This is a genomic window from Streptomyces sp. NPDC051104 (assembly GCF_040682835.1).
Taxonomy (GTDB): Bacteria; Actinomycetota; Actinomycetes; order Streptomycetales; family Streptomycetaceae; genus Streptomyces; species Streptomyces cynarae.
The window spans coordinates 1-23,570 of the sequence record NZ_JBFBBS010000044.1 but is presented as its reverse complement, the minus strand read 5'-3'; the positions used below and the strand labels follow the sequence as shown (position 1 = coordinate 23,570).

At 69.1% G+C, this 23,570-nt stretch carries 13 protein-coding genes and 3 pseudogenes; 11 read left to right on the top strand and 5 right to left on the bottom strand.

From position 1 onward, the window contains the following. Positions 1-20 precede the first annotated feature (20 nt). The 3 genes from AB0N14_RS34030 to eccCa all read right to left on the bottom strand — a co-directional run bounded on the left by AB0N14_RS34030 (position 21) and on the right by eccCa (position 9,719). Entirely contained in the window at positions 21-5,000 is a 4,980-nt protein-coding gene (locus AB0N14_RS34030; RefSeq protein ID WP_366029563.1) for a toxin glutamine deamidase domain-containing protein, read from the bottom strand. A 257-nt stretch (positions 5,001-5,257) separates the two neighbouring features. Further along, on the bottom strand, positions 5,258-5,638 hold the full coding sequence (locus tag AB0N14_RS34025) for a hypothetical protein (protein ID WP_366029562.1): 381 nt from the start codon (positions 5,636-5,638) through the stop codon (positions 5,258-5,260). A gap of 133 nt (positions 5,639-5,771) precedes the next feature. Then, positions 5,772-9,719 carry a type VII secretion protein EccCa gene (gene eccCa / locus AB0N14_RS34020; protein WP_366029561.1) on the bottom strand — a complete coding sequence of 1,316 codons (3,948 nt, stop codon included), beginning with the start codon at positions 9,717-9,719 and terminating at the stop codon, positions 5,772-5,774. Positions 9,720-9,989: 270 nt separating this feature from the next. On the opposite strand from eccCa, the gene eccD reads away from it, so the two are divergent. From eccD to AB0N14_RS33990, 6 genes are all read left to right on the top strand, one after another. Beyond that, a complete protein-coding gene (eccD, locus tag AB0N14_RS34015) occupies positions 9,990-11,447 on the top strand; it encodes a type VII secretion integral membrane protein EccD (RefSeq protein WP_366029560.1) in 1,458 nt (485 codons plus the stop codon). A gap of 426 nt (positions 11,448-11,873) precedes the next feature. Further along, complete coding sequence (gene rpsO, locus AB0N14_RS34010; RefSeq protein ID WP_329512278.1) at positions 11,874-12,161, top strand: 30S ribosomal protein S15; 288 nt, start codon at positions 11,874-11,876, stop codon at positions 12,159-12,161. A gap of 323 nt (positions 12,162-12,484) precedes the next feature. Further along, positions 12,485-14,707 (top strand): polyribonucleotide nucleotidyltransferase, encoded by a 2,223-nt coding sequence (locus AB0N14_RS34005; RefSeq protein WP_366029559.1) that lies wholly within the window; start codon positions 12,485-12,487, stop codon positions 14,705-14,707. Beyond that, entirely contained in the window at positions 14,704-16,083 is a 1,380-nt protein-coding gene (locus AB0N14_RS34000; protein WP_366029557.1) for a pitrilysin family protein, read from the top strand. Before AB0N14_RS34005 ends, AB0N14_RS34000 begins: the two co-directional genes overlap by 4 nt. A 52-nt stretch (positions 16,084-16,135) precedes the next feature. Then, the gene (gene dapB / locus AB0N14_RS33995) at positions 16,136-16,888 is read left to right on the top strand and encodes a 4-hydroxy-tetrahydrodipicolinate reductase (protein WP_366029556.1); all 753 of its coding nucleotides are present in this window, start codon (positions 16,136-16,138) and stop codon (positions 16,886-16,888) included. Between the two features lie 15 nt (positions 16,889-16,903). After that, complete coding sequence (locus tag AB0N14_RS33990) at positions 16,904-17,356, top strand: tetratricopeptide repeat protein (RefSeq protein WP_366029554.1); 453 nt, start codon at positions 16,904-16,906, stop codon at positions 17,354-17,356. 115 nt (positions 17,357-17,471) lie between these two features. On the opposite strand, the gene AB0N14_RS33985 is transcribed toward AB0N14_RS33990, so the two are convergent. Beyond that, a complete protein-coding gene (locus AB0N14_RS33985; protein WP_366029553.1) occupies positions 17,472-18,026 on the bottom strand; it encodes a hypothetical protein in 555 nt (184 codons plus the stop codon). 118 nt (positions 18,027-18,144) lie between these two features. Beyond that, positions 18,145-18,381: a hypothetical protein gene (locus AB0N14_RS33980; RefSeq protein WP_366029552.1), complete on the bottom strand. Its 237-nt coding sequence runs from the start codon at positions 18,379-18,381 to the stop codon at positions 18,145-18,147. A 253-nt stretch (positions 18,382-18,634) separates the two neighbouring features. Here AB0N14_RS33980 and AB0N14_RS33975 point away from each other — a divergent pair. The 5 genes and pseudogenes from AB0N14_RS33975 to AB0N14_RS33955 form a co-directional block, all read left to right on the top strand. Further along, positions 18,635-18,925, top strand: a pseudogene (locus AB0N14_RS33975) (FAD-dependent thymidylate synthase); the annotation flags it as partial. Continuing rightward, positions 18,905-19,831, top strand: a pseudogene (locus AB0N14_RS33970) (HNH endonuclease); the annotation flags it as partial. The pseudogenes AB0N14_RS33975 and AB0N14_RS33970, both read left to right, overlap by 21 nt. Positions 19,832-19,834: 3 nt before the next feature. Next, positions 19,835-20,284: pseudogene (gene thyX / locus AB0N14_RS33965) on the top strand (FAD-dependent thymidylate synthase); the annotation flags it as partial. 226 nt (positions 20,285-20,510) lie between these two features. Next, positions 20,511-21,410: a 4-hydroxy-tetrahydrodipicolinate synthase gene (gene dapA / locus AB0N14_RS33960; protein ID WP_263232406.1), complete on the top strand. Its 900-nt coding sequence runs from the start codon at positions 20,511-20,513 to the stop codon at positions 21,408-21,410. 126 nt (positions 21,411-21,536) lie between these two features. Continuing rightward, a complete protein-coding gene (locus AB0N14_RS33955; protein ID WP_366029551.1) occupies positions 21,537-23,222 on the top strand; it encodes a ribonuclease J in 1,686 nt (561 codons plus the stop codon). The last annotated feature ends 348 nt before the right edge of the window (positions 23,223-23,570 follow it).

The following is a 23,570-nucleotide window of genomic DNA, read 5'->3' as shown; positions in this document are numbered from 1 at the left end:
TGAGTCCTTCCCTGCCGGTGTCACTCTGTGCCGGTGCCCATCAGGCCGCCTTCCGACATCGCGCGTGTCCAGATCTTACCGAGCGCAACAATGTTCTTGGCCAGATCGATGTCGAACCGCTTCTTGTGACCGCCCTTTGGAGATTCGTCAGGGTCTACCACTTCGGCCTGCTTTCGATATCCGGTCCCATAGTAGACGTCGACGCCAGGCATTTTCTCCGAAAGTAGCCTCGCGCAGTTCGCGTACCCTTGGCCACGGCCGCACGGCTCACGGTCCGAGTACATGCTGAGGGGTTCGTACTTCTTCCCGTCCGGGCGACCCTCATTTAGGGTGTCCAGGTAGTCGAGAATGTTCCTCTCTGAATGTTTGCCTTTCTCTCCGCCGCCGGGATTCGGATAGGAACTGTCGACCACGTAACTGATCTTCCCGCTCGCTGGATCGTGTACTTCGACAGCTGCGTAATTCCGTCCGGTGAAGTCGGGGCGGTGTTCCCCTGAATCTCGCAACGCCCCGGTGAACCCTGCCTTTCCGAAGGCCTCATGGATCGCCTTTTCCAAGCCGTCCGGGTCGTCGGACTCGTTCGGGTCCTCCCGCCGGTGCGCTGGGTTCCAGCCCGCGTTTTCATGGGCTTTTGTGGCGTGGTTGGGATACCCCGGCGTGTGTTCCGGGCTCGCTCCCACGGCGTGCGACTCATGGAAGTTGAGGCTCAATCGCGCGAGCGAGGCGACCACCGCGCCGCGTTCCCCGGGATGCATGTCGTCGAAGCCCGGAAGTATGCGGGCGAGGTCCTCGTGCCGCAGAATCCTGGGGGCGTGATCCGGATCGTCAGGGCGCGGGGGAGCGCACTCGCGCAGGGCATCGACAAGGGGGATCCGGGTGCCGTTGCCATCGTCGTTCGGGACGGGGTCCAGCCAGCCGTTCAGCTGCTGGTGGACTGGGTCCAGTCCCACCTGCCGGACGTCGTTCGTCTGACGCAGGTTCTGCTGGTCGGGCATGGGAAGCATGCCGTAATGCGTCGAGTGGACGGTCTCCGGCTCAGTGAGGCGGGGGTGGTTGGTGCGACTGGGGTCGTCGAGGGGGTGGTGCGACTCGGCGGCCGGGTCGTGTTGCTCGGTGTGGCTGTTCTCTGCCGAGTTCGGTGAACCGGCCGCTGGTTCTTCAGGTGCTTGCTGATGGGCGCCGGCTGGCGCGGGTGGAGCGTGGGTGGTCGGGCCGCTCGGTGCCGCATGAGGTGCCGAAGGCGTCGCCTCGTCCGTGACAGGGTGCTTGTCAGGGGCACCGGAGCGCTCGGTCGGTGAGGGCGTCTGATGCTCAGAGATCGTGCCGTTGGTATGGGGGCCGTGCGTGTCGGTCTCGTCGGATCGGGTGCCCTTGTCCGACGTCGGTGCGCCGCTCCGCGTCTGGGATGTGTCTCTGTCGCTTCCGTTTCCATCCCTGCTGTCATCGCTGATGTGCGGTGGGTTGGGATCCGGCATATGTGCGGTGTCGGATGCGCGACCTCTCGAGGGCTCTTCGGACTTCGGTGTGTCCGCGTGGGGCGGTCCGTCCTTGGTGTGGCCGTCGGTGTCGGTGAGCGATGGCGTGCCCGCAGTGGGCGTGGATTCCGGGTGGTCCGGGTTTTCACTGGGGGCGTTGTCCGGAGTCCCGTGTGACGGGTTCGGTTCGGGGGTCTTGTGGTCCTCGTTCGCCTGGGAGGAGTTGTCGGGCCCCTGGTCGGAAGTGTCGGTCCCCTGCTGGGGTGTGTCCGAATCGTGGTGGGTGGTGTCGTTGTCGGTCTGGGTGGGGTGGATGGGGTTGCGGTTGGCGTCCAGGGGGATGTGCCAGACGCCGGTCGCGTTCGGGATGTGGAGAGGCTGGTGGCTGACCTCGCCGCTCTGGGTGTCGATCCAGATGATGTGGCCGTGGTGGTTGACGGCGTTGAAGGCGTGGCCGCCTCCGCCGGGCCAGGAGACCTGGACGATGGCTGCCGAGCCGTGGCCGGCCTGCTGCAGGTCCCACGCGATGCGGGCGGGGGTGTGGGGGTCGCTGCCGGTGCCCGCGTAGATGTGCGAGGCGCCCGCCCAGCGGATCTGGTTGGCGTTGGCGTTGTGCTCGGGGGACCAGGGGTCCGGGTTGCCGTTTTCGTCGACGTCGAGGGTGCGCGGGGCTGAGACTTGGGGATTTCCGTACCAGGTCTCCAGGAACGAGCGGGAGCAGTCGGCGCAGTTGTTGCTGCGTCCGGGGACCTGGTTACCACCGTCGTTCTGGAGTTGGGACCAGTGACCGAAGGGGTCCGGAAAGCGTTGCGGGGTGCCGTCGGGATTGTGCGGCACCGCGTTGACCAGCGCCTGCTGGTCGTCGGGGTGTGGTTCGGTCAGGCCGCCCGGATAGTGGTTCAGGTCGTTGCGGATGTTGTTCAGGCTGTCCTGGTGCGGGTGCTGCTGAGAGGCGCCGGGTTGGGTGTGGGGCGCGCCCGGGGGCGGTGGCGTGGCATGCGTCGCATGTGACGGTGGTGAGGTCGGGGCGGCGTGCGGGACCGTGTGGATCGGGACCGGCGTCACCTGGTGGTGCTGCGGGTCGTGAGAGGGGTTCGTCCCGGATTCGGGCGTCTTCGACCTGCCGTGCTGTGACGCCGGCTCCTGCGGGGCGTGCGGGTGCGGAGGGGTGCCGGGAGCCGTGCCCGCGGGCTGGTTGGGCCCCCTGTTGGGTGTGGGACGAGTGCCCGGCTGGGGCTGGGTTCCGGGCGTGCTGGAGGCAGTGGGGGTTTGGGTGGGACCGGGCCGTGACGTCGAACCGGGCTCTGTCGAGGAGTTCGGGGTTTTGTTGCTCGGCGTCGAGGTCTGCTCCGGGCCACCGCCGGACGAGGGGGAGGAGGTCTGGCTCGGGCTCTGGTTCGGTGACGGGTTCCGGTTGGGACTCGTACCCGGGTCCGGGTTTGGACTCGGGTTCTGGCCCCGGCCGGGTGTGCGCGCGGCGGTCGTGTCCGACGTGTTGCGGGGCGCGGTGCGGTCGCCCGGCGTGGTGCCGGGGGTGTTGCGCGGTGTGGTGCGTTCGTCCGTCATGTTCCGGGGCGGAGTGCGGTCGCCCGCAGTGGTGCCGGGGGTGGTGCGGGGGGCTGTGCGGTCGTCCGGAGTGGTGCGGGACGGAGCACGGCCGTCCGGGGCGGTGCCAGGGGGGCGCTGGGTCGGTATGCGGCCGTCCGTCGTGCCGGGCGTGCGGCTGTCGCTCGTACCCGATGTCCGACCGTCGCCCGCACCGGCTGTGCGGCCGTCCGGCAGCGAGGTGCGCGGTGCCCGGGGCGTCGTCGTGGACGTCGTAGGGCTCGGAGTGGAGGCGGGGCCCGTTCCCGTTGTTGAGGGCGTGCTGGGCGTGGTGGAGGAAGGATTCCTCGCCGGGGTGGCGGTGAGGGTCGGGCTGGTGGGGCTCCCCGTCGAGGAGGTGGTGTGGGGTGCGCTTGCGCTGGAGCGCGGAGCCGGACCGCTGTCCATGGTTGACGGAGGTGTGGGCGAGGCCGGCATGGCCGACGTGCCGTCCGGCCGGACGCCGGTTCCGCCGGGGGAGTGATCGGTCGTGGTCGGTGTGGGTGCTGCGGTGGAGTGGGTGGGGACGCCGGCGGCGAGGCTGTCGATCGATGTGCCGATTCCGCCGCCGCCGTTGCCGCCTTCCGCCGGGGATGCCGTACCGCTGGAGGGGGCGTGGTTGGGTGTGGCGTGCGGTGTCGGTGAGGTGATCCCGGATGGGGAAGAGCCTCCGCTGGTGCCGGAGGGGGCGGACGTGCTGGGAGCGGCGGACGAGTTGGTGGTGTTTGAGGCGCTGTGCGATGGTGCGCTGGGTGCGGGGTCGTCGAAGTCCGGCAGCGACGTCGTATGCCTCGGGGTCGGAATGTCGGAGGTGGAAGGGTTCTGCCCGGTGTCCGACCCGGAGCTGTCGGAGTGGGGGCCCGCACCCAGATCCGGGGCGCCGACGTGGGTGCCGCCGGTGTCGGCGGATATCCCGCCACCTATGTTCGTGCCCGGGCCGCTGTCCGAACGTGTCGACGGCGAGGAGTCCGGCCCGGACGAGTGGGAGCCGTTGGAGCTGGAGTGGGAGCCGGCGGTGGATGAGTCGGAGGAGGACGAATCGGAGGACGGGGAGCTGGATGACGAGTCGGTGGAGTTGTTCGAGGACGAGTCCGAGTCCCCGTCGTTGCCCGACGAGTCGGAACCCCCGTCATTGTCGCTCGAGCCGTCCTGGCCCTCGCTCCCCGATGCCTCATGCCCGTCGATACGGCTGTCGATGGCGTGGTGGGCGCGGTGGCCGGCCTTCTCGCCCAGGCTGTCGCGCACGCCCTCGGCGAGGGTCTGCGGGGTCTGCTTGATGGCGTCCCAGGCGCTGTCGGTGCCCTTCTTGACGGTGGTGGCGAGGTCGTAGCCCTCCTGGGCGCCGAAGCCGACGTTGACCGTCTGGCGGATCAGGTCGGTGATGATCGCCTCGATCATGGAGATCGCGGGCTCCTTCATCGCCTCGACGATCGCCTCCAGCAGTGCCTCTTTGAGCTCGTCGAGGAGGCGGCGCACGATCAGCCGGGTGGCCTGGGTGGCGCCCAGTGCGCCGACTTCGGACAGGCCGAAGGTGAAGGGGGCGGCGGCCTGCGCGGCGGCGATCTCGATGGCCAGGGCGATCAGCTGGGCGATCACCGTCCACTTGGCGAACTCGACGAGGTAGGCGCAGGCCTCCAGCACGGTCGCGATGATGTAGGCGGCCTGTGCGGCGTTGGCGAGGTAGCCTCCGGAGCCGCCGCCGTCGAACTTGGCGTAGACCTTGGTGAACGCGTCGATCGACTCGCCGGCGTTGTGGGCGACCACCTGGCGGGCGCTGGCGTTGGCCGCGGTGTGCAGTTCGGTGACGTCGTCGCCGAACTTCCGCCACAGGGCGGCGCACTCCTTGAGCTTGTCCTCGTCTGCCGTCGGCCAGCGGTAGCCGAGCATCTCGAGAACCCATTCGAGCTCGTCCGGCAGCATCATCGACACAGCAGAAAGCACCCCCGTCAGCCGACACGGCCGTACAACTCCCTCACTCAGCAGAGGGGATTGCGAATGGAACAGCCGTACACACAGCTTACGGACCCACCCGCAAGCAGCTTCAGGGGGTTGCTGTCACAAATCCGCTTCAGAGAGAGCCACTTGCGCAAACCAATGACAGCCCGACCAAGGAGCAGACAGACGCCGACGAACCAAGCGGCTCGACGACGGCCGTCAAGCAACTCGGCGACGCCTCACACCTCTCGACCAGGAGTCCCTCACGCCTCTTGGCGGCGACGCAGATGGTGCGGCCCCGTCGGCATCTCCACCTGCCCGTCGTACTCGGCGGTCGTCTTCCGCCAGATGTCCACCTCGTTGGCCTCGTTCTGCTCGTGGGCCACGCCCATCTTGGTGAAGGCGATCCCCATCCCCGCCAACCGCTCCGCCAGGCTGCCCATGGACTGGTACATGCCGTCGCGCAGACCCTCGTAGGCGACGCCGAACTTCTCGCCGATGTCGTCGTCGCCCCACGGCGGGGTGTCACCCTGCTCCAGCTTGTTCAGCCCGTCCTGCAGGCTCTTCACGGCTTTGGCGAAGTTCTGGCCGACCGTGAACATGTTGAAGCCCTCGGTCTTGAGGACCGTCGGGTCGGAGTCCATGTAGTCCGACGACACAAGTGCCCCCCGTGGCTCGCCCTTTCGTTGGCAACGCCACCTTAGCGGGTGATGTGCCCGTACGAGAGGGGGCGGCACCCGCGTGGGTACCGCCCCCTCCGGCTGCGACAGCCGGGCCTCAGAACCGAGCCGGCAGCCAACCCGTCTGGATCAGCTGTCCACCGCGCCGCCGCGTGTGGAAGTAGCCGCGTCCGGGCGGCAGCTGCGACGGCGTGATGTTGCCGAGCAGCGCACCCTCCGTCCGGTCGCCGGAGAGCACGATGCCCTGGGCGCCGAGCTCGCGCATCCGCTGCATCACCGGCTCGTACAGCGACCGGCTCGCACCGCCCGAGGCGCGCGCGATGATGACGCGCAGACCGATGTCCCGGGCGAAGGGCAGGTACTCCAGGAGCGGGGACAGCGGGTTCATGCCCGTCGCCACCAGGTCGTAGTCGTCGATGATGACGAACGCGTCCGGGCTGCTGTACCAGCTGCGGTTGCGCAGCTGCTCGGGCGTGACGTCCGGGCCCGGCATACGACGGCTCATCGAGCCGGCCAGGCCCTCCAGCGTCTCCGCCAGGGCCGGCGCCGACGCGCAGTACCGCGACAGGTGGGAGTCGGGCACACCCTCCAGGTGGGCGCGCCGGTAGTCACCCATGACGATCTTCGCCCGGTCCGGCGTGTAGCGCTCGGTGATCTGCTTGATGAGCAGCCGCAGCACCGCCGACTTACCGGACTCGCTCTCACCGAACACGATGAAGTGCGGATCCGTCTCGAAGTCGACGAAGACCGGCGCGAGCGACGACTCGTCGATGCCGATCGCGACACCGCGGTCCGGGTGCTCGAACCCCTTGGGCAGCCGGTCCGCCGGCAGCATCGTCGGCAGCAGCCGCACCGCCGGCGCGTGGCTGCCCTGCCAGTTGTCGTTGACGCCCCGGACGAGGATCTGCGTCGCCTCCGCCAGGTCCTCCGTCACCGAGGAGCCGTCGACCCGCGGCAGCGCCGTCATGAAGTGCAGCTTGTCCAGGCTCAGACCGCGGCCCGGCACGGTGGCGGGGACGTTCTGCGCGACCTTGCGGTCGATCTCCGACTCGGTCGGGTCACCCAGCCGCAGCTCGATGCGGTTCTGCAGCATGTCCTTGAGCGCGGGCCGCACCTCGGTGTAGCGGCTCGCCGTCAGGATGACGTGCACACCGAAGCCGAGACCGCGCGTCGCGATGTCCGTGACGGTCGCCTCGAGCAGCTCGTAGTCCGTCTTGAAGGACGCCCAGCCGTCGATGACGAGGAAGACGTCCCCCCAGGGCTGGTCGGGGAGCAGACCCGCGGCCCTGCGCTGCCGGTACGTCTGGATCGAGTCGATGTTGTTCGCGCGGAAGTACTCCTCGCGCGCGTTCAGGATGCCCTCGACCTCGCTGACCGTACGGCGCACCTTCTCGGCGTCGAGCCGGTTGGCGACCCCGCCGACGTGTGCCAGCTCCTCCATCGAGATCAGGCCGCCGCCGCCGAAGTCCAGGCAGTAGAACTGCACCTCGGTGGGCGTGTGGGTGAGGGCGAACGACGAGATGAGCGTGCGCAGCAGAGTCGACTTGCCGGACTGCGGGCCGCCGACGAACAGACCGTGGCCCGCACCGCCGGAGAAGTCCCGGTACAGCACGTCGCGCCGCTGCTCGAACGGCTTGTCCACCAGGCCGACCGGCACGTTGAGCCGGCCGAGCGCCGTGTACTCGGGCGCGGTCAGGCCGCGCTCCGGAGTGACGGCGAGCTGGGGGAGGAGCTGCTCCAGCGAAGGAGCCTCGTCGAGCGGGGGCAGCCACACCTGATGGGCCGGCGGTCCCTGGTTGACCATCCTGCCCACGATGACGTCCAGGACGGTGTCGGCGAGCGCGTCGTCCACCCTGTCGTCGGCGTCCGGTTCCTCGACCACCGGCTGAGGGGGCAGCGCCACGTGCCCGGCCGTGAACAGCGCGGGCCGCAGCTGGGTGGAGCGGTTCACCCGGGACGGGCCCTCGCCGTGGTAAGGCCCCGACACGTACGCGGCCTTGAAGCGGACCATGGTGTCGGTGTCGTAGCGCAGATAGCCGGAGCCGGGGATCGACGGCAGGTGGTAGGCGTCGGGGACGCCGATCGCCGTACGGGACTCGGCGGCCGAGAAGGTGCGCAGACCGATCCGGTACGACAGATAGGTGTCCAGTCCGCGCAGCTTGCCCTCCTCCAGGCGCTGCGACGCCAGCAGCAGGTGCACACCCAGTGAACGGCCGATACGGCCGATCTGGATGAACATGTCGATGAAGTCCGGCTTGGCGGTGAGGAGCTCGGAGAACTCGTCGAGCACGATCACCAGTGAGGCCATCGGCTCGAGAGCGGCGCCCGCCGCCCGGGCCTTCTCGTAGTCGTGCAGATTGGCGTAGTTGCCCGCCGTGCGCAGCAGCTCCTGGCGGCGCTGCATCTCACCCGTGATGGCGTCGCGCATACGGTCGACGAGCGTGAGGTCGTCCGCGAGGTTGGTGATGACGGCCGCGGTGTGCGGCATGTCCGCCATACCCGCGAACGTCGCACCGCCCTTGAAGTCCGCGAGGATGAAGTTCAGCGTCTCCGAGGAGTGCGTCACCGCAAGACCGAGCACCAGCGTGCGCAGCAGCTCCGACTTGCCGGAGCCGGTCGCGCCGACGCACAGGCCGTGCGGGCCCATGCCCTCCTGCGATGCCTCCTTGAGGTCGAGCATGACCGGCTCGCCGTTCTCGCCGACACCGATCGGCACCCGCAGCCGCTCGTGCAGCGTGCGCGGACGCCAGGTGCGCGAGACGTCGACGGACCCCGCGTCGCCGATGCCCATCAGGTCGGTGAAGTCCAGATTCGACAGGAGGGGTTCGCCCTCCTCCGCCGAGCCGACCCGGAACGGGGCGAGCTGCCGGGCCAGCGACTCGGCCTGCGCGTCGTTCAGCGCGTCGGGCTTGCCGGAGTACGCGGACTCGTGGCCGACGAACAGCCGCATCCTGCCGGGCTTCACATGGACCGTCAGGCCCGCGCGCAGGTCCTCCTCCAGCTCGCCCGGAGCGATTTCGAGGAAGGTGACGCCCTGGAGCCCTTCGCTGCTGGCGAGTTCGGAGTCCGGCGGCACGGTGCCGCCGTCGAGGACCACGATCAGGTGCGGCTGGTCGTAGACGGGGTTCGCGTCCGGGTTCCAGCGGGGCCTGTCGTCCAGCTGGTCCGCCAGCGCCTCCTCCAGTTCCCCGAGGTCGTCGAAGAGGAGCCGGGCCGAGCCCGCACCGTCCTTGGCCTTCGGGTGCTGGCTGTGCGGCAGCCACTTGATCCAGTCCCAGTCCGCCGCCGCGGAGGGGTGCGCCACCACGGCGACCATCAGGTCCTCCGGCGAGTGCAGCGTCGCCAGCTGGGCCAGGGCCGCGCGGGCGTTGCCGTACACCGTGTCGGTGTCCCCGCACAGCGTCACGTGGTAGAAGGCGCGCAGCGAGACGGACACGGGCAGGTCGGACAGACTGCCGTGCGCGTCGAGGAAGGCCTTCATGGCCGCCGCGGTCAGCGGCTCCAGCTCCTCCTTGGGCGCGGTCTCCGGGGCGACGAGCGGGGTGTTCAGCTGCTGGGTGCCGATGCCGATCCGTACGGATGCGAAGTCCGCGTCGGTCGGGCGCCGCTCCCACAGGCGCTTGCCGTCGGCAGCCACCGCCCACAGCTGCTCCGGGTCGGGATGCTGGAACAGCTGACTGCGGCGCTGCAGGTCGGCGGTCTTGTGGACGTCCTTGCGGACCTGTTCGAGATAGCGGAAGTAGTCACGCCGGTCCTGGGCCATCCCGGCACCGCCGCCGCCCTGCCGGGACTTGGCGAACTGGGCGATCGCCATGGCCAGGGTCGAGGCCAGCATCAGCCCGCCGACCACCCTCATGTAGGAGGGGAGGCCGGGCATGAAGAAGAAGCCGACGGAACCCAGCATGCCCATCATGGGCAGCAGGGTCATCAGCATGCTTTCTTCGCCCTCACGGGGGATCTCGGGCGGCGTCTCGAGTCTGACCTCGCCGTCCGGGACGACCGGGGGCGCTATCCGCGGCGGTCGTTTGATGATGACGACGCTCACCGATGCACTCATCCTTCGCGATTGATACGTCTTGGCACCGACGCCCCCGTGTACCGCGACATGTTCTCGTTCGCGCAGGCGTCGTTCGCGCAGGCGTCGATCCTACTGATGAGCCAAGTGCGCAAGGGAGGCAGGAGGATGGAGATGCCGAGGGGGTCCTGGGGGAAAAGGGGTGGGCGGGCCCTGCGCCGCACACCGCAACGGATATGGTGGCGCTCCGCGCCGTAGCAGCGGCGTGAGGAAGCCTTGTCCAACAGGGGGAACAACCAGGTGAGCACGGGGACTTCGACGGGTTTCTGCCGAATCACCATCGCAGCGCCGGACAGCCGTGTCGATGTCGCGCTGCCGGAGGACCTGCCGATCCAGGACCTCTTTCCCGAGATCGTCAGGCTCTCGGGGCTGGTCCAACCGGACACCGGTCCCGCCGGCTACCACCTGGTACGCCGCGAGGGCCAAGTCCTCGACGCGAGCCGTTCGTTGCTCGAGCACCGGGTCAGGGACGGCGAAGTGCTGCTGCTGCGGACCTTCGCCGACTCGCTGCCGCCGGCCGTCCACGACGACGTGGTGGACGCGATCGCCGCCGCGGTCAAGCAGGACATCCGCAGCTGGAACGACAACCTGATGCGGGTGGCCGGTCTCGTCGCCGGATCGCTGCTGCTGATCATGCTCGGCTTCGTGTTCTGGTTCGCGGACCCGATCCGGCACGACATGCACGGCCTTCAGGGCATCCTCGCCGGGGTTGTCGCACTGGCCCTGACGGTGCTCGCGGGCGTGCGGGCCCGGGTGTACGACGACCGCGGTTCCGCCGTCGCGCTCGGCGTCTCGGCGCTTCCGCACGCGCTCATCGCCGGCTCCGGCGTCATCCCCCAGGACGCGGGTCACGGCCCCGGCAGGATCCAGTTCCTCGTCGGCTGCGTGGCCGTACTGGTCTTCTCGGTCGTGCTGATCATGCTGCTGCCGCAGGGAGACGCCCCGTTCGTGGCCGCAGCGCTGGCCGCCGCGATCGGCACGCTCGCCGTGTTCTGCGGTGTGCTCACCGAGGCGGAGCCGCGCGAGATCGCCGCCGGCACCTCGGTCGTGGCGCTGGCGGTCGTCGGCTTCCTGCCCGGATGGTCGGCCCGCTTCGCCAAGCTGCCGATCGGTTTCCGCAACCCGGAGGACCTGGCCAGGGCCCGTCGTGAGGGCCGGGAGGGCGACCTCGAGGCCGTCGACGTGCAGCGCATCGTCGCCCAGACCAGCCGGGGCCACGAACTGCTGCTCGGGCTGGTCGGCGGCTGCGCGGCCGTGATCATCGGCGCGGGTGGCGCGGTGCTCGGCTTCAGCGACAGCGGCTGGGCCCAGCTGCTGGCCTTGTGCACCGGTCTCGCCGCGATGATGCGGGCGCGCCTGTTCCGGTACACCGCCCAGGTGACGTGCCTGTTCGTGGCCGGTGTCGTCACCCTGGGTCTGCTCGTGCTCGGCCTCGCGATCTCGCCCCCGGCCGGGATCGTCCTCGAACTGCTCAAGGGCAACTCCGGCCCCGTCGACATCAGGACCCTGTGGCTCGGCGCCTCGGTCGCGGCCGGTGTGCTGCTGCTGATCGCGATCGCCCTGATCGTGCCGCAGAAGGGGCTCTCCCCCTTCTGGGGCCGCATGCTGGACCTCGCGGACTCCCTGGTGCTGCTCTCCCTGGTCCCGGTCTGCCTGGCCGTCCTCGACGTCTACAGCAAGGTCCGCGGCGGCGTCTGATGTCAGCTCGGCGGCCGGCGGCGCTCGGCCGCCGCGCCGGATCGCCGAGCCGACCGGGCCCCTCGAGAGAGTCGCCCTCTGCCGCACTCCGGGCCACAGGAAGTGCGGCAACCACGTCATCGTGCCGACGATCCTCGTCGTCGGCCTCGCCGCCCACGCCCTTCGGCTTCCGGCTGTCGTGATCCAGCGGCCGGCGAACCGGCGGCCTGCGAGCCCTGGCCGGCCCCGGCCCCTGCCCCCGCCGGTGCCCGGGCCGGGACACCCCTGCCCGGCTGGTACGCTGTGTGACGGCCGTATGTGTACGCGCCTCCGGTTCCCCCTGGAGGACGCGCCCAGCGGATCCTCGCCTCCCGAGTCGTGGAAGCTCCCCTGAGAAGAAGACCAGGGGCACTCGGTGGCAGCTGAAGAAGACTACGAGGAGTACGCGTGTCGCTCGACGCCGCTACGAAGAAGCAGATCGTCGCCGAATTCGGTACCAAGGAGGGTGACACCGGCTCCCCCGAGGTCCAGGTCGCTCTGCTGTCCCGTCGGATCTCCGACCTGACCGAGCACCTCAAGACCCACAAGCACGACCACCACTCCCGTCGTGGTCTGCTGATCCTGGTCGGTCAGCGCCGTCGCCTGCTGCAGTACCTGGCGAAGAAGGACATCCAGCGCTTCCGTACGCTGGTCGACCGCCTGGGCATCCGCCGCGGTGCGGCGGGCGCCAAGTAAGACGCCGTGAAGGGAGCGGTTCCCGTACGAAAGGGGGCCGCTCCCTTTGCTGTACGTGCGGACTGTCACCACCGCTTTGTAGTGTGGTAGCACAACGCAAGACGTAGGACACCGTGTGAGGGGTACCTGGAAGCACCAGGCGGCACCGCACACACCGAACGAGGAGGAGCGCACCTCGCCGCCGCCGGTCCTCGGTAGTGGCCCCCGGGGAAGAGACCCCGGGTGCTTCGATCGAAGACCGGCCCGCACCAGACGGAGCGCTTCTCCGCCACCGTCCCCCTGCCACACGGGCAGCCGGGGACGAAGACGAGGAGAAAACGCTAGTGGAGAACGAGACCCACTACGCCGAGGCCGTCATCGACAACGGCTCCTTCGGCACCCGCACCATCCGCTTCGAGACGGGCCGCCTGGCCAAGCAGGCCGCCGGTTCCGCCGTGGCGTACCTGGACGACGACACCATGGTGCTGTCGGCCACCACCGCCTCCAAGAACCCCAAGGACCAGCTCGACTTCTTCCCGCTGACGGTGGACGTCGAGGAGCGGATGTACGCGGCCGGGAAGATCCCCGGTTCCTTCTTCCGCCGTGAGGGCCGTCCTTCCGAGGACGCGATCCTCACCTGCCGGCTCATCGACCGCCCGCTGCGCCCGTCCTTCAAGAAGGGCCTGCGCAACGAGATCCAGGTCGTCGCCACGATCATGGCGCTCAACCCCGACCACCTGTACGACGTCGTGGCGATCAACGCCGCGTCCGCTTCCACGCAGCTGGCCGGTCTGCCCTTCTCCGGTCCGATCGGCGGCGTCCGCGTCGCGCTGATCCGCGGCCAGTGGGTCGCGTTCCCGACGCACACCGAGCTCGAGGACGCCGTCTTCGACATGGTGGTCGCCGGCCGAGTCCTGGAGGACGGCGACGTCGCGATCATGATGGTCGAGGCCGAGGCCACCGAGAAGACCATCAAGCTGGTCGAGGGCGGCGCCGAGGCACCCACCGAGGAGGTCGTCGCCGCCGGTCTGGAGGCCGCGAAGCCCTTCATCAAGGTCCTGTGCCGGGCCCAGGCCGACCTCGCGTCCAAGGCCGCCAAGCCGACCGCCGAGTTCCCGATCTTCCTGGACTACCAGGAAGACGTCTTCGAGGCCCTGACGGCCGCCGTCCGCCCCGAGCTCGCCCAGGCGCTCACCATCGCCGGCAAGCAGGAGCGCGAGTCGGAGCTGGACCGCGTCAAGCAGCTCGCCGCCGAGAAGCTCCTGCCGGAGTTCGAGGGCCGCGAGAAGGAGATCTCCGCCGCGTACCGCTCGCTGACCAAGGCCCTGGTCCGTGAGCGCGTCATCAAGGAGAAGAAGCGTATCGACGGCCGCGGTGTCACCGACATCCGCACCCTGGCCGCCGAAGTCGAGGCCATCCCGCGGGTGCACGGCTCCGCGCTGTTCGAGCGTGGCGAGACCCAGATCCTGGGCGTCACCACCCTCAACATGCTCCGCATGGAGCAGCAGCTGGACACCCTCTCCCCGGTGACCCGCAAGCGCTACATGCACAACTACAACTTCCCGCCGTACTCCACCGGTGAGACCGGCCGCGTCGGCTCCCCGAAGCGCCGCGAGATCGGCCACGGCGCCCTCGCCGAGCGCGCGCTCGTGCCGGTGCTGCCCGCGCGCGAGGAGTTCCCGTACGCGATCCGCCAGGTGTCCGAGGCCCTCGGCTCCAACGGCTCGACGTCCATGGGTTCGGTCTGCGCCTCCACCATGTCGCTGCTGAACGCCGGTGTGCCGCTGAAGGCCCCGGTCGCCGGTATCGCCATGGGTCTGATCTCCCAGGAGATCGACGGCGAGACGCACTACGTGACGCTGACCGACATCCTCGGCGCCGAGGACGCCTTCGGCGACATGGACTTCAAGGTCGCCGGTACGAAGGAGTTCGTGACCGCCCTCCAGCTCGACACCAAGCTGGACGGCATCCCGGCCTCCGTGCTGGCCGCGGCCCTGAAGCAGGCCCGTGACGCCCGCCTGCACATCCTCGACGTGATGATGGAGGCCATCGACCGGCCCGACGAGATGTCCCCGCACGCCCCGCGGATCATCACCGTCAAGATCCCGGTCGACAAGATCGGCGAGGTCATCGGCCCCAAGGGCAAGATGATCAACCAGATCCAGGAGGACACCGGCGCCGAGATCACGATCGAGGACGACGGCACGATCTACATCGGTGCCGCCGACGGCCCGTCCGCCGAGGCCGCCCGCGCCACGATCAACGGCATCGCCAACCCGACCATGCCGGAGGTCGGCGAGCGCTACCTGGGTACGGTCGTGAAGACGACCACCTTCGGCGCGTTCGTGTCGCTGCTGCCGGGCAAGGACGGTCTGCTGCACATCTCGCAGATCCGCAAGCTCGCCGGTGGCAAGCGCGTGGAGAACGTCGAGGACGTCCTCGGCGTGGGCCAGAAGGTCCAGGTCGAGATCGCCGAGATCGACTCCCGCGGCAAGCTCTCCCTCATTCCGGTGATCGAGGGCGAGGGCGACGAGGCCGACGAGGCGAAGGACGACACCGACAAGTGACGTCCCGTGGCTTCAAGGCGACGGCCCGCACCTCTTCGGAGGCGCGGGCCGTCGCCCGTACCCAAACCCTGATCAAAGGCGCGGGCGGCATCGGCACGGTCCGCAGAACCACCCTCCCGGGCGGTCTGCGCGTCGTCACCGAGACGCTGCCCTCCGTCCGCTCCGCCACCTTCGGCATCTGGGCGCACGTCGGCTCACGCGACGAGACGCCCGCGCTGAACGGCGCCACTCACTACCTGGAGCACCTGCTCTTCAAGGGCACGTCCCGCAGGTCCGCCCTGGACATCTCCTCCGCCATCGACGCTGTCGGTGGCGAGATGAACGCGTTCACGGCGAAGGAGTACACGTGCTACTACGCGCGCGTGCTCGACACCGACCTGCCGCTCGCCATCGACGTCGTCTGCGACATGCTCACCGGCTCGCTCATCCTGGAGGAGGACGTCGACGTCGAGCGTGGCGCGATCCTCGAGGAGATCGCGATGACGGAGGACGACCCGGGCGACTGCGTGCACGACCTCTTCGCGCACACGATGTTCGGCGACAACGCGCTCGGCCGCCCGGTCCTCGGCACGGTCGACACCGTCAACGCGCTGACCGCCGACCGCATCCGCCGCTTCTACAGGAAGCACTACGACCCCACGCACCTGGTGGTCGCCTGCGCCGGCAACGTCGACCACCAGAAGGTCGTACGCCAGGTGCGGGCGGCCTTCGAGGAGGCGGGCGCCCTCACGCGGGGGGACGCGTCGCCCATCGGCCCGCGCGCCGGCCGCCGCGCCATCCGCACCGCCGGGCGCGTGGAGCTGCTGGCCCGCAAGACGGAGCAGGCGCACGTCGTCCTCGGCATGCCGGGCCTGGCCCGCACCGACGACCGCCGCTGGGCCCTCGGCGTGCTGAACACCGCGCTCGGGGGAGGCATGTCGTCCCGCCTGTTCCAGGAGGTCCGGGAGAAGCGGGGCCTGGCCTACAGCGTGTACTCGTACACGTCCGGCTTCGCCGACTGCGGCCTCTTCGGCGTGTACGCGGGCTGCAGGCCGAGCCAGGTGCACGACGTGCTCAAGATCTGCCGCGACGAGCTGGACCACGTCGCGCGGAACGGCCTGTCGGACGACGAGATCGCCCGCGCCATCGGCCAGCTCCGCGGTTCCACCGTCCTCGGGCTCGAGGACACGGGCGCGCTGATGAACCGTATCGGCAAGAGCGAGCTGTGCTGGGGCGACCAGATGTCGGTCGACGACATGCTGGCCCGGATCGCGGCGGTCACCCCGGACGACGTCCGATCGGTGGCGCAGGACATCCTGGGACAGCGGCCCTCGCTGTCGGTCATCGGCCCGCTCAAGGACAAGCAGGCGTCCCGACTGCACGACGCGGTCGCGTAACGGCCTGGCGGTCACTGCGGTCGTCAACCACTCCGGTAAGGAAGCAAGAGAGATGAGCAAGCTGCGCGTGGCGGTCCTCGGCGCCAAGGGCCGGATCGGTGCTGAGGCGGTACGGGCCGTCGACGCCGCCGACGACATGGAGCTGGTGGCCGCCCTCGGCCGCGGCGACCAGCTGGAGACCCTCGTCGAGACGGGGGCCCAGGTGGCGGTGGAGCTGACCACTCCGGCCTCCGTCATGGGCAACCTGGAGTTCTGCGTACGGCACGGCATCCACGCCGTGGTCGGCACGACGGGCTGGACCGACGAGCGTCTGGCGCGGCTGAAGGGCTGGCTCGCCGAGTCGCCTCGGACGGGCGTCCTGATCGCCCCGAACTTCTCCATCGGCGCAGTGCTGACCATGAAGTTCGCCGAGGCGGCCGCCCCCTACTTCGAGTCCGTCGAGGTCGTCGAGCTGCACCACCCGAACAAGGTGGACGCCCCCAGCGGCACCGCCACGCGCACCGCCCAGCTCATCGCCGCCGCCCGCGAGAAGGCGGGCAGCGCCCCGCAGCCCGACGCCACGGTGACGGCGCTGTACGGCGCCCGCGGCGCGAACGTCGACGGCGTCCCGGTGCACGCCGTACGTCTGCGCGGCCTGCTCGCCCACCAGGAGGTGCTGCTCGGCGGCGAGGGCGAGACCCTCACCATCCGCCACGACTCGCTGCACCACAGCAGCTTCATGCCGGGCATCCTGCTCGGCGCCCGCCGCGTCGTGACCACTCCGGGCCTCACCTTCGGCCTGGAGCACTTCCTCGACCTCAAGTAGCGGGAAGCAGCAGCGATGCGCGCGAAGATCACCTATGCCGTCACGGCCGCCGTCCTGGTCTTCTACTTCGTCCTGGTCGGCAGCCGCGGCGTGCTCCTGATCGAGAACGGCACCCCCGTCACCGTCGCGTTCGGCATCGCGGTGCTGATCCTGCCGGTCATCGGGGTGTGGTTCCTGTGGAAGAACACCCAGTTCGTCCGCAAGGCGAACCGGCTCGCCGCCGAGTTGGAGGCGGAGGGCGGCCTGCCCGTCGACGAGCTGCGACGCACCCCGAGCGGCCGGATCGACCGCGACTCGGCCGACGAGGTCTTCGCCAAGCGCAAGGCGGAGGCGGAGGCGGCCCCGGACGACTGGCGCACGTGGTTCCGCCTGGCGATCGCCTACCACGACGCCCGCGACACGCCCCGCGCCCGCAAGGCGATGCAACGGGCCATCGCCCTCCACGAGGGCCGCACGATCGCGACCTGAGGCCGTCGGCTGTCCCTCTGCCCCACTGCCCCAGAGGCCTCCACAGGCCCGCAGACGACCGAGAGGCCGCCCCGCAGTCTGGGGGCGGCCTTTTCCGTTCAGGGCCCTGGGACGGTCAGCTCCGCCCGAACTCCGCCGCCCACGCCTCCACCGTGTCCGCCGCCCGGTCGAAGGCCTGGGGGCGGGCCAGGAAGTCGGCGTTGTGGCTGGTCAGGAGGGTCTCTGCGGCGGGCCCGCCGCCCTGCCGTACGAGGACCAGCGCCTGACCCTGCACCGTGCGCGGCAGTCCCAGCCAGCGCACCGGCTGCTGCACGGTGCGCACCGTGACGATCTGCTGCCACCGCACCGCACGCGTGAGGAGGAAACCCACTCGGCGCAGCCCGCGCGCGCTCACCCAGACGCCCATCCGCAGCAGCCGCAGGGCTCCGGCGATGACGGCCAACGCCACGCCGAACACCGTGCCCGCGCCCGACGGGGTGCCGGTGAGGGCGATGACGACCGCCGCGAAGAGCACATACGACGCGAACAGCAACAGGAGCGCGGCCGTGCCCACCCGCCACGGGCCGGGCCGGTAGGGGCGGCGCCAGCGGTCCCGGTCGTCGTACGGCAGCGGCAGGTCGTCCGCCGCCTGGTCGGAGGCACGGTCGGCCGTCAGGAAGGGCAGGGGCACGGCTGATCCTCACTCGGTGCACGGAGCTGTGACCGGTGAGGCTATCGAGCCGTGTCCCCGCTCACCACCCTCGGGGGCCGACGGGGTGGCCCGTCGCGCCTGCGGGCGACGGGGAGAGTCAGCGGCCGTTCGATGCCACGGACTGCTGTGTCGCCGCGGGCGCCTGGTGCGACATGGCGGGCATGCCGATGACCAGGGAGCCCACCAGCCCGGCGACGATGGTCAGCCCCAGCAGCCAGCGCCCGGCCGTCTCACCGGCGGAGGCACGCCGGCGGGGCGGGGGAGTGACATTGCTGCGGAAGGAGTCGGCTTCGGAGAGGAAGGCGAACGGTACGGGTTCGCGCCGACGGGACATGGGGAGTGCTTCTCCTCTTGAGGCTCGTAGGGTCCGATGGATCAGCTGTCTGAAGACCGGGTGACGCGAACGAATCGCCGTCACCGGCACAGACGAGCGGGTGCCCGAAAAGGTGCCCTGAATCACCGATTTCGCAGAACTTCGACGGGCTTCGCCGGCGAATGTCGCGGACCGGCACCGAACGCCCCGTTGTCAGTGCCGGGCCGTAGAGTGGGCGGCGCCCGAGCTTGTGATGGGAAGGACCTTCCACACCGTGACCGACACCCCCGCCGACGACCTCAAGCCCAGCTTCCGCAGCGACGTCACCGTCGAGTTGGTCAAGCACAGCGCGGCCGACTCCGACGTGCTGTGGGCCGCCCGCGTCTCCACCGCCGGCGAGCAGTCCCTGGACGAGCTGAAGAAGGACCCGGAGCGCTCCAAGGGCCTGATCAACTATCTGATGAGGGACCGGCACGGCAGCCCCTTCGAGCACAACTCGATGACCTTCTTCATCAGCGCCCCGATCTTCGTCTTCCGCGAGTTCATGCGGCACCGGGTGGGCTGGTGCATCGCCGGCGACACGGAGATCACCCTCGAGAGCGAGGCAGGAAACCTCCGGCGCCGTACGATCGAGGATCTGTACAAGCTGTGGCACCTCGGTGTCGAAGACCGGCTGCCGCACTCGGCGGGCGGTGTGACCTGGCACGCCCGCGCCGAGAAGTGGATGGCGCAGGTCCGCCGCGGAGAGACCAACCACTACCTGGGGCTCTACGACAACCGGGAGGCCGCCGACTGCGCCGTTGCGGAATTCCGCGAGAAGCACCCCTCCACCCGTCTCCGCAAGCTGGAATCGGTCAGGCGCGATCACGTTCGCTGCTACGACGAGGAGACGCTGACAGCGAGGAGGGCCCCTGTCCTCGATGTCATCCAGTCGGGCATCAAGCCTTTGATCAAGCTCACCACTGGCGGTGGCAAGGTCCTGCGCTGCACCGTCGATCATGCGGTGCTCACCCCGGAAGGCTGGCGGAAGGCCGGAGAGCTGGCCGTGGGTGATGCGGTGATGGGCGCCGGGACGGCGCCACGGCCCTCGGAGAGGCTCGTTCCGCCCAGCCTCCGTCGTGGCGTGGGCGTCTGGACCTCGATGCAGCGTGACCGCCTGATCGGCGAGACCGACACCTGTCACCTGTGTGGAGAGTCGTTCCCGCGTGACCAGCTCGCGCTCGATCACGTCGTCCCCGTGACCGAGGACCTGACCCGCGCCCTCGACGAGCGAAACCTGGCTCCCGCCTGTGAGCCGTGCCATGCAGCCAAGAGCGCCGAGGAGCAGAAGCTGGCACGTCGCGGCGGAAAGATCGCCGTGGCTGTTCCGGATCCGATCGTGTCCATCGTGGACGACGGCGAGGAGATGACGTACGACCTCACGGTGGAGGGTCCCTGGCACAACTTCCTGGCCAATGGCGTTGTTGTCCACAACTCCTACAACGAGGAGTCCGGCCGGTACCGAGAACTCCAGCCCGTCTTCTACGTCCCCGGTGAGGACCGCAAACTCGTCCAGCAGGGACGTCCGGGCAAGTACGAGTTCGTAGCGGGCACCGACACGCAGCACGCGATCATGGAGCGCGCGATGCAGGATTCGTACATCCATGCGTACGAGCGTTACAAGGAGATGCTCGCCGCCGGCGTCGCCCGTGAGGTCGCCCGCTCGGTCATCCCGGTCGGTCTGTTCTCCTCGATGTACGCCACCTGCAACGCGCGCTCGCTGATGCACTTCCTCGGCCTGCGCACCCAGCACGAGCTGGCCAAGGTGCCCTCCTTTCCGCAGCGGGAGATCGAGATGGTCGGCGAGAGGATGGAGGCCGAGTGGGCCAGGCTCATGCCGCTCACGTACGCCGCGTTCAACGCGAACGGCCGCGTCGCGCCGTAAGCACACGCGCGTCCCGGTCGGGCAGGGAAGGGCCGGGTACAGATGTACGGGTCAGCCGAGCGAAGTGTCCGTATTGCGGCATTTCGCGAAGTTCATCTAGCCTGATCAAACGGACCCGGTACTGCTTGAACCCCCGAGCAGGCAGTACCGGGCTCCACCTTTGTCAGGACTTTTGCCGACCCCCCTAGGGCAGACCACGATCGAAGCAGCGAGTAGCGTGTTGTCCATGGCTCCGACCTCCACTCCGCAGATCCCCTTCGGGCGGATCCTCACCGCCATGGTCACGCCCTTCACGGCGGACGGCGCACTTGACCTCGACGGCGCTCAGCGGCTCGCCACCCACCTGGTGGACGCAGGCAACGACGGCCTGATCATCAACGGCACCACGGGTGAGTCCCCCACCACCAGCGACGCGGAGAAATCGGACCTCGTACGAGCCGTGCTGGAGGCGGTCGGCGACCGGGCCCACATCGTGGCCGGCGTCGGCACGAACGACACCCACCACAGCATCGAACTGGCGCGCGCGGCACAGAAGGCCGGCGCGCACGGTCTGCTGACGGTCACGCCGTACTACAACAAGCCCCCTCAGGACGGCCTCTACCGGCACTTCAAGGCCATCGCCGACGCCACCGACCTGCCGGTGATGCTCTATGACATCCCCGGCCGCAGCGGCGTCCCGATCAACACCGAGACCATCGTCCGGCTCGCCGAGCATCCGCGGATCGTCGCCAACAAGGACGCCAAGGGCGATCTCGGCCGCGCCAGCTGGGCCATCGCCCAGTCCGGCCTCGCCTGGTACTCCGGCGACGACATGCTCAACCTGCCCCTGCTGTCCGTGGGCGCGGTCGGCTTCGTCTCCGTCGTCGGCCATGTCGTCACGCCCGAGCTGCGCACCATGGCCGAGGCCTACGTCAGCGGTGACGTACAGAAGGCGCTGGAGATCCACCAGAAGCTGCTCCCGGTCTTCACCGGCATGTTCCGCACCCAGGGCGTGATGACCACCAAGGCCGCCCTCGCCCTCCAGGGCCTGCCCGCCGGGCCGCTGCGCCCGCCCATGGTCGAACTCTCCCCCGAGGAGACCGCCCAGCTCAAGATCGATCTTGCCGCCGGCGGGGTACAGCTCTGACAAGGACTTCACAACTGAATAGGCAGGACCAAGTGCCTGCACCCCACATCGACAACTGCTTTTGCACGAACGTCATACGCGCCACGTGCCCTACAGGTACGTGGCGCGCATGGTGAGGAGGGTCTTTTGAGTCATCCGCATCCTGAACTCGGCCCGCCGCCGAAGCTCCCCGAGGGCGGCCTCCGGGTCACCCCCCTCGGTGGCCTCGGGGAGATCGGCCGGAACATGACCGTCTTCGAGTACGGAGGCCGTCTGCTGATCGTCGACTGCGGAGTGCTCTTCCCGGAGGAGGAGCAGCCCGGAATCGATCTGATCCTGCCGGACTTCTCGTCCATCCGCGGCCGCCTGGACGACATCGACGGCATCGTCCTCACCCATGGCCACGAGGACCACATCGGCGGCGTCCCCTACCTGCTGCGGGAGAAGCCCGACATCCCGTTGATCGGCTCCAAGCTGACCCTCGCCCTGATCGAGGCGAAGCTCCAGGAGCACCGCATCCGCCCGTACACGCTGGAGGTCGCGGAGGGGCAGCGCGAGCGCGTCGGCCCCTTCGACTGCGAGTTCATCGCGGTCAACCACTCCATCCCGGACGCCCTCGCGGTCGCCATCCGCACCCCCGCCGGCATGGTGGTCCACACGGGCGACTTCAAGATGGACCAGCTGCCGCTGGACAACCGGCTGACGGATCTCCACGCGTTCGCCCGGCTGAGCGAGGAAGGCATCGACCTCCTGCTCGCCGACTCGACGAACGCCGAGGTCCCGGGGTTCACTCCGCACGAGCGCGACATCTCCAACGTGCTGCGCCAAGTATTCGCGGGCGCCCGCAAGCGGATCATCGTGGCGAGCTTCGCCAGCCATGTCCACCGCATCCAGCAGATCCTGGACGCGGCCCACGAGTACGGCCGCCGGGTCGCCTTCGTCGGCCGTTCCATGGTCCGCAACATGGGCATCGCCAGGGACCTGGGCTACCTGAGGGTCCCGCCGGGCCTGGTCGTGGACGTCAAGGCGCTGGACGATCTGCCGGACCACGAGGTCGTCCTGGTCTGCACGGGCTCCCAGGGCGAGCCGATGGCCGCCCTGTCACGCATGGCCAACCGCGATCACCAGATCCGCATCGTCCAGGGCGACACGGTTATCCTCGCGTCCTCGCTGATCCCTGGCAACGAGAACGCGGTCTACCGCGTGATCAACGGCCTGACCCGCTGGGGCGCGAACGTCGTCCACAAGGGCAACGCCAAGGTGCACGTCTCCGGTCACGCGTCCGCGGGCGAGCTGCTGTACTTCTACAACATCTGCCGCCCGAAGAACCTGATGCCGGTCCACGGCGAATGGCGCCATCTGCGGGCCAACGCCGAACTGGGCGCACTCACGGGTGTCCCGCACGACCACATCGTCATCGCCGAGGACGGCGTCGCCGTCGACCTCGTCGAGGGCAAGGCCAAGATCTCCGGCAAGGTCCAGGCCGGTTACGTCTACGTCGACGGACTGTCGGTCGGAGACATCGGCGAGCCGGCGCTGAAGGACCGCAAGATCCTCGGAGACGAGGGCATCATCTCGGTCTTCGTGGTGATGGACTCGTCCACGGGCAAGATCACCGGCGGCCCCCATGTCCAGGCCCGCGGTTCGGGCATCGAGGACTCGGCCTTCGGCGACGTCATCCCGAAGATCACGGAAGCGCTCGAGCGGTCGGCACAGGACGGGGTCGTCGAGCCCCACCAGCTGCAGCAGCTGGTGCGGCGCACCCTCGGGAAGTGGGTCTCCGACACGTATCGGCGCAGGCCGATGATCCTTCCGGTGGTCGTCGAGGTCTGACGCTCACTCAAGTCCGTGTGAGGGCGAACCTGGAGCGGGGCGCCTCGATTTGCATCGAGGCGCCCCGCTCCAGTACGTTTACGGCTCCGCCAGCGGGGGACCCGACGCAACCGAGCGCCCGGGAACCATCCCCGGCAGGGCGGAAAGCCCGACTCAGAACTTCTGATAAAGTCGGAACCGCCGGAAAGGGAAACGCGAGAGCGGGAACCTGGAAAGCACCGACGAAATCGGATCGGAAGATCTGATAGAGTCGGAAACACCGAAGGGAAGCGCCCGGAGGAAAGCCGAGAGAGTGAGTCTCTCCGGTGAGTACAAAGGAAGCGTCCGTTCCTTGAGAACTCAACAGCG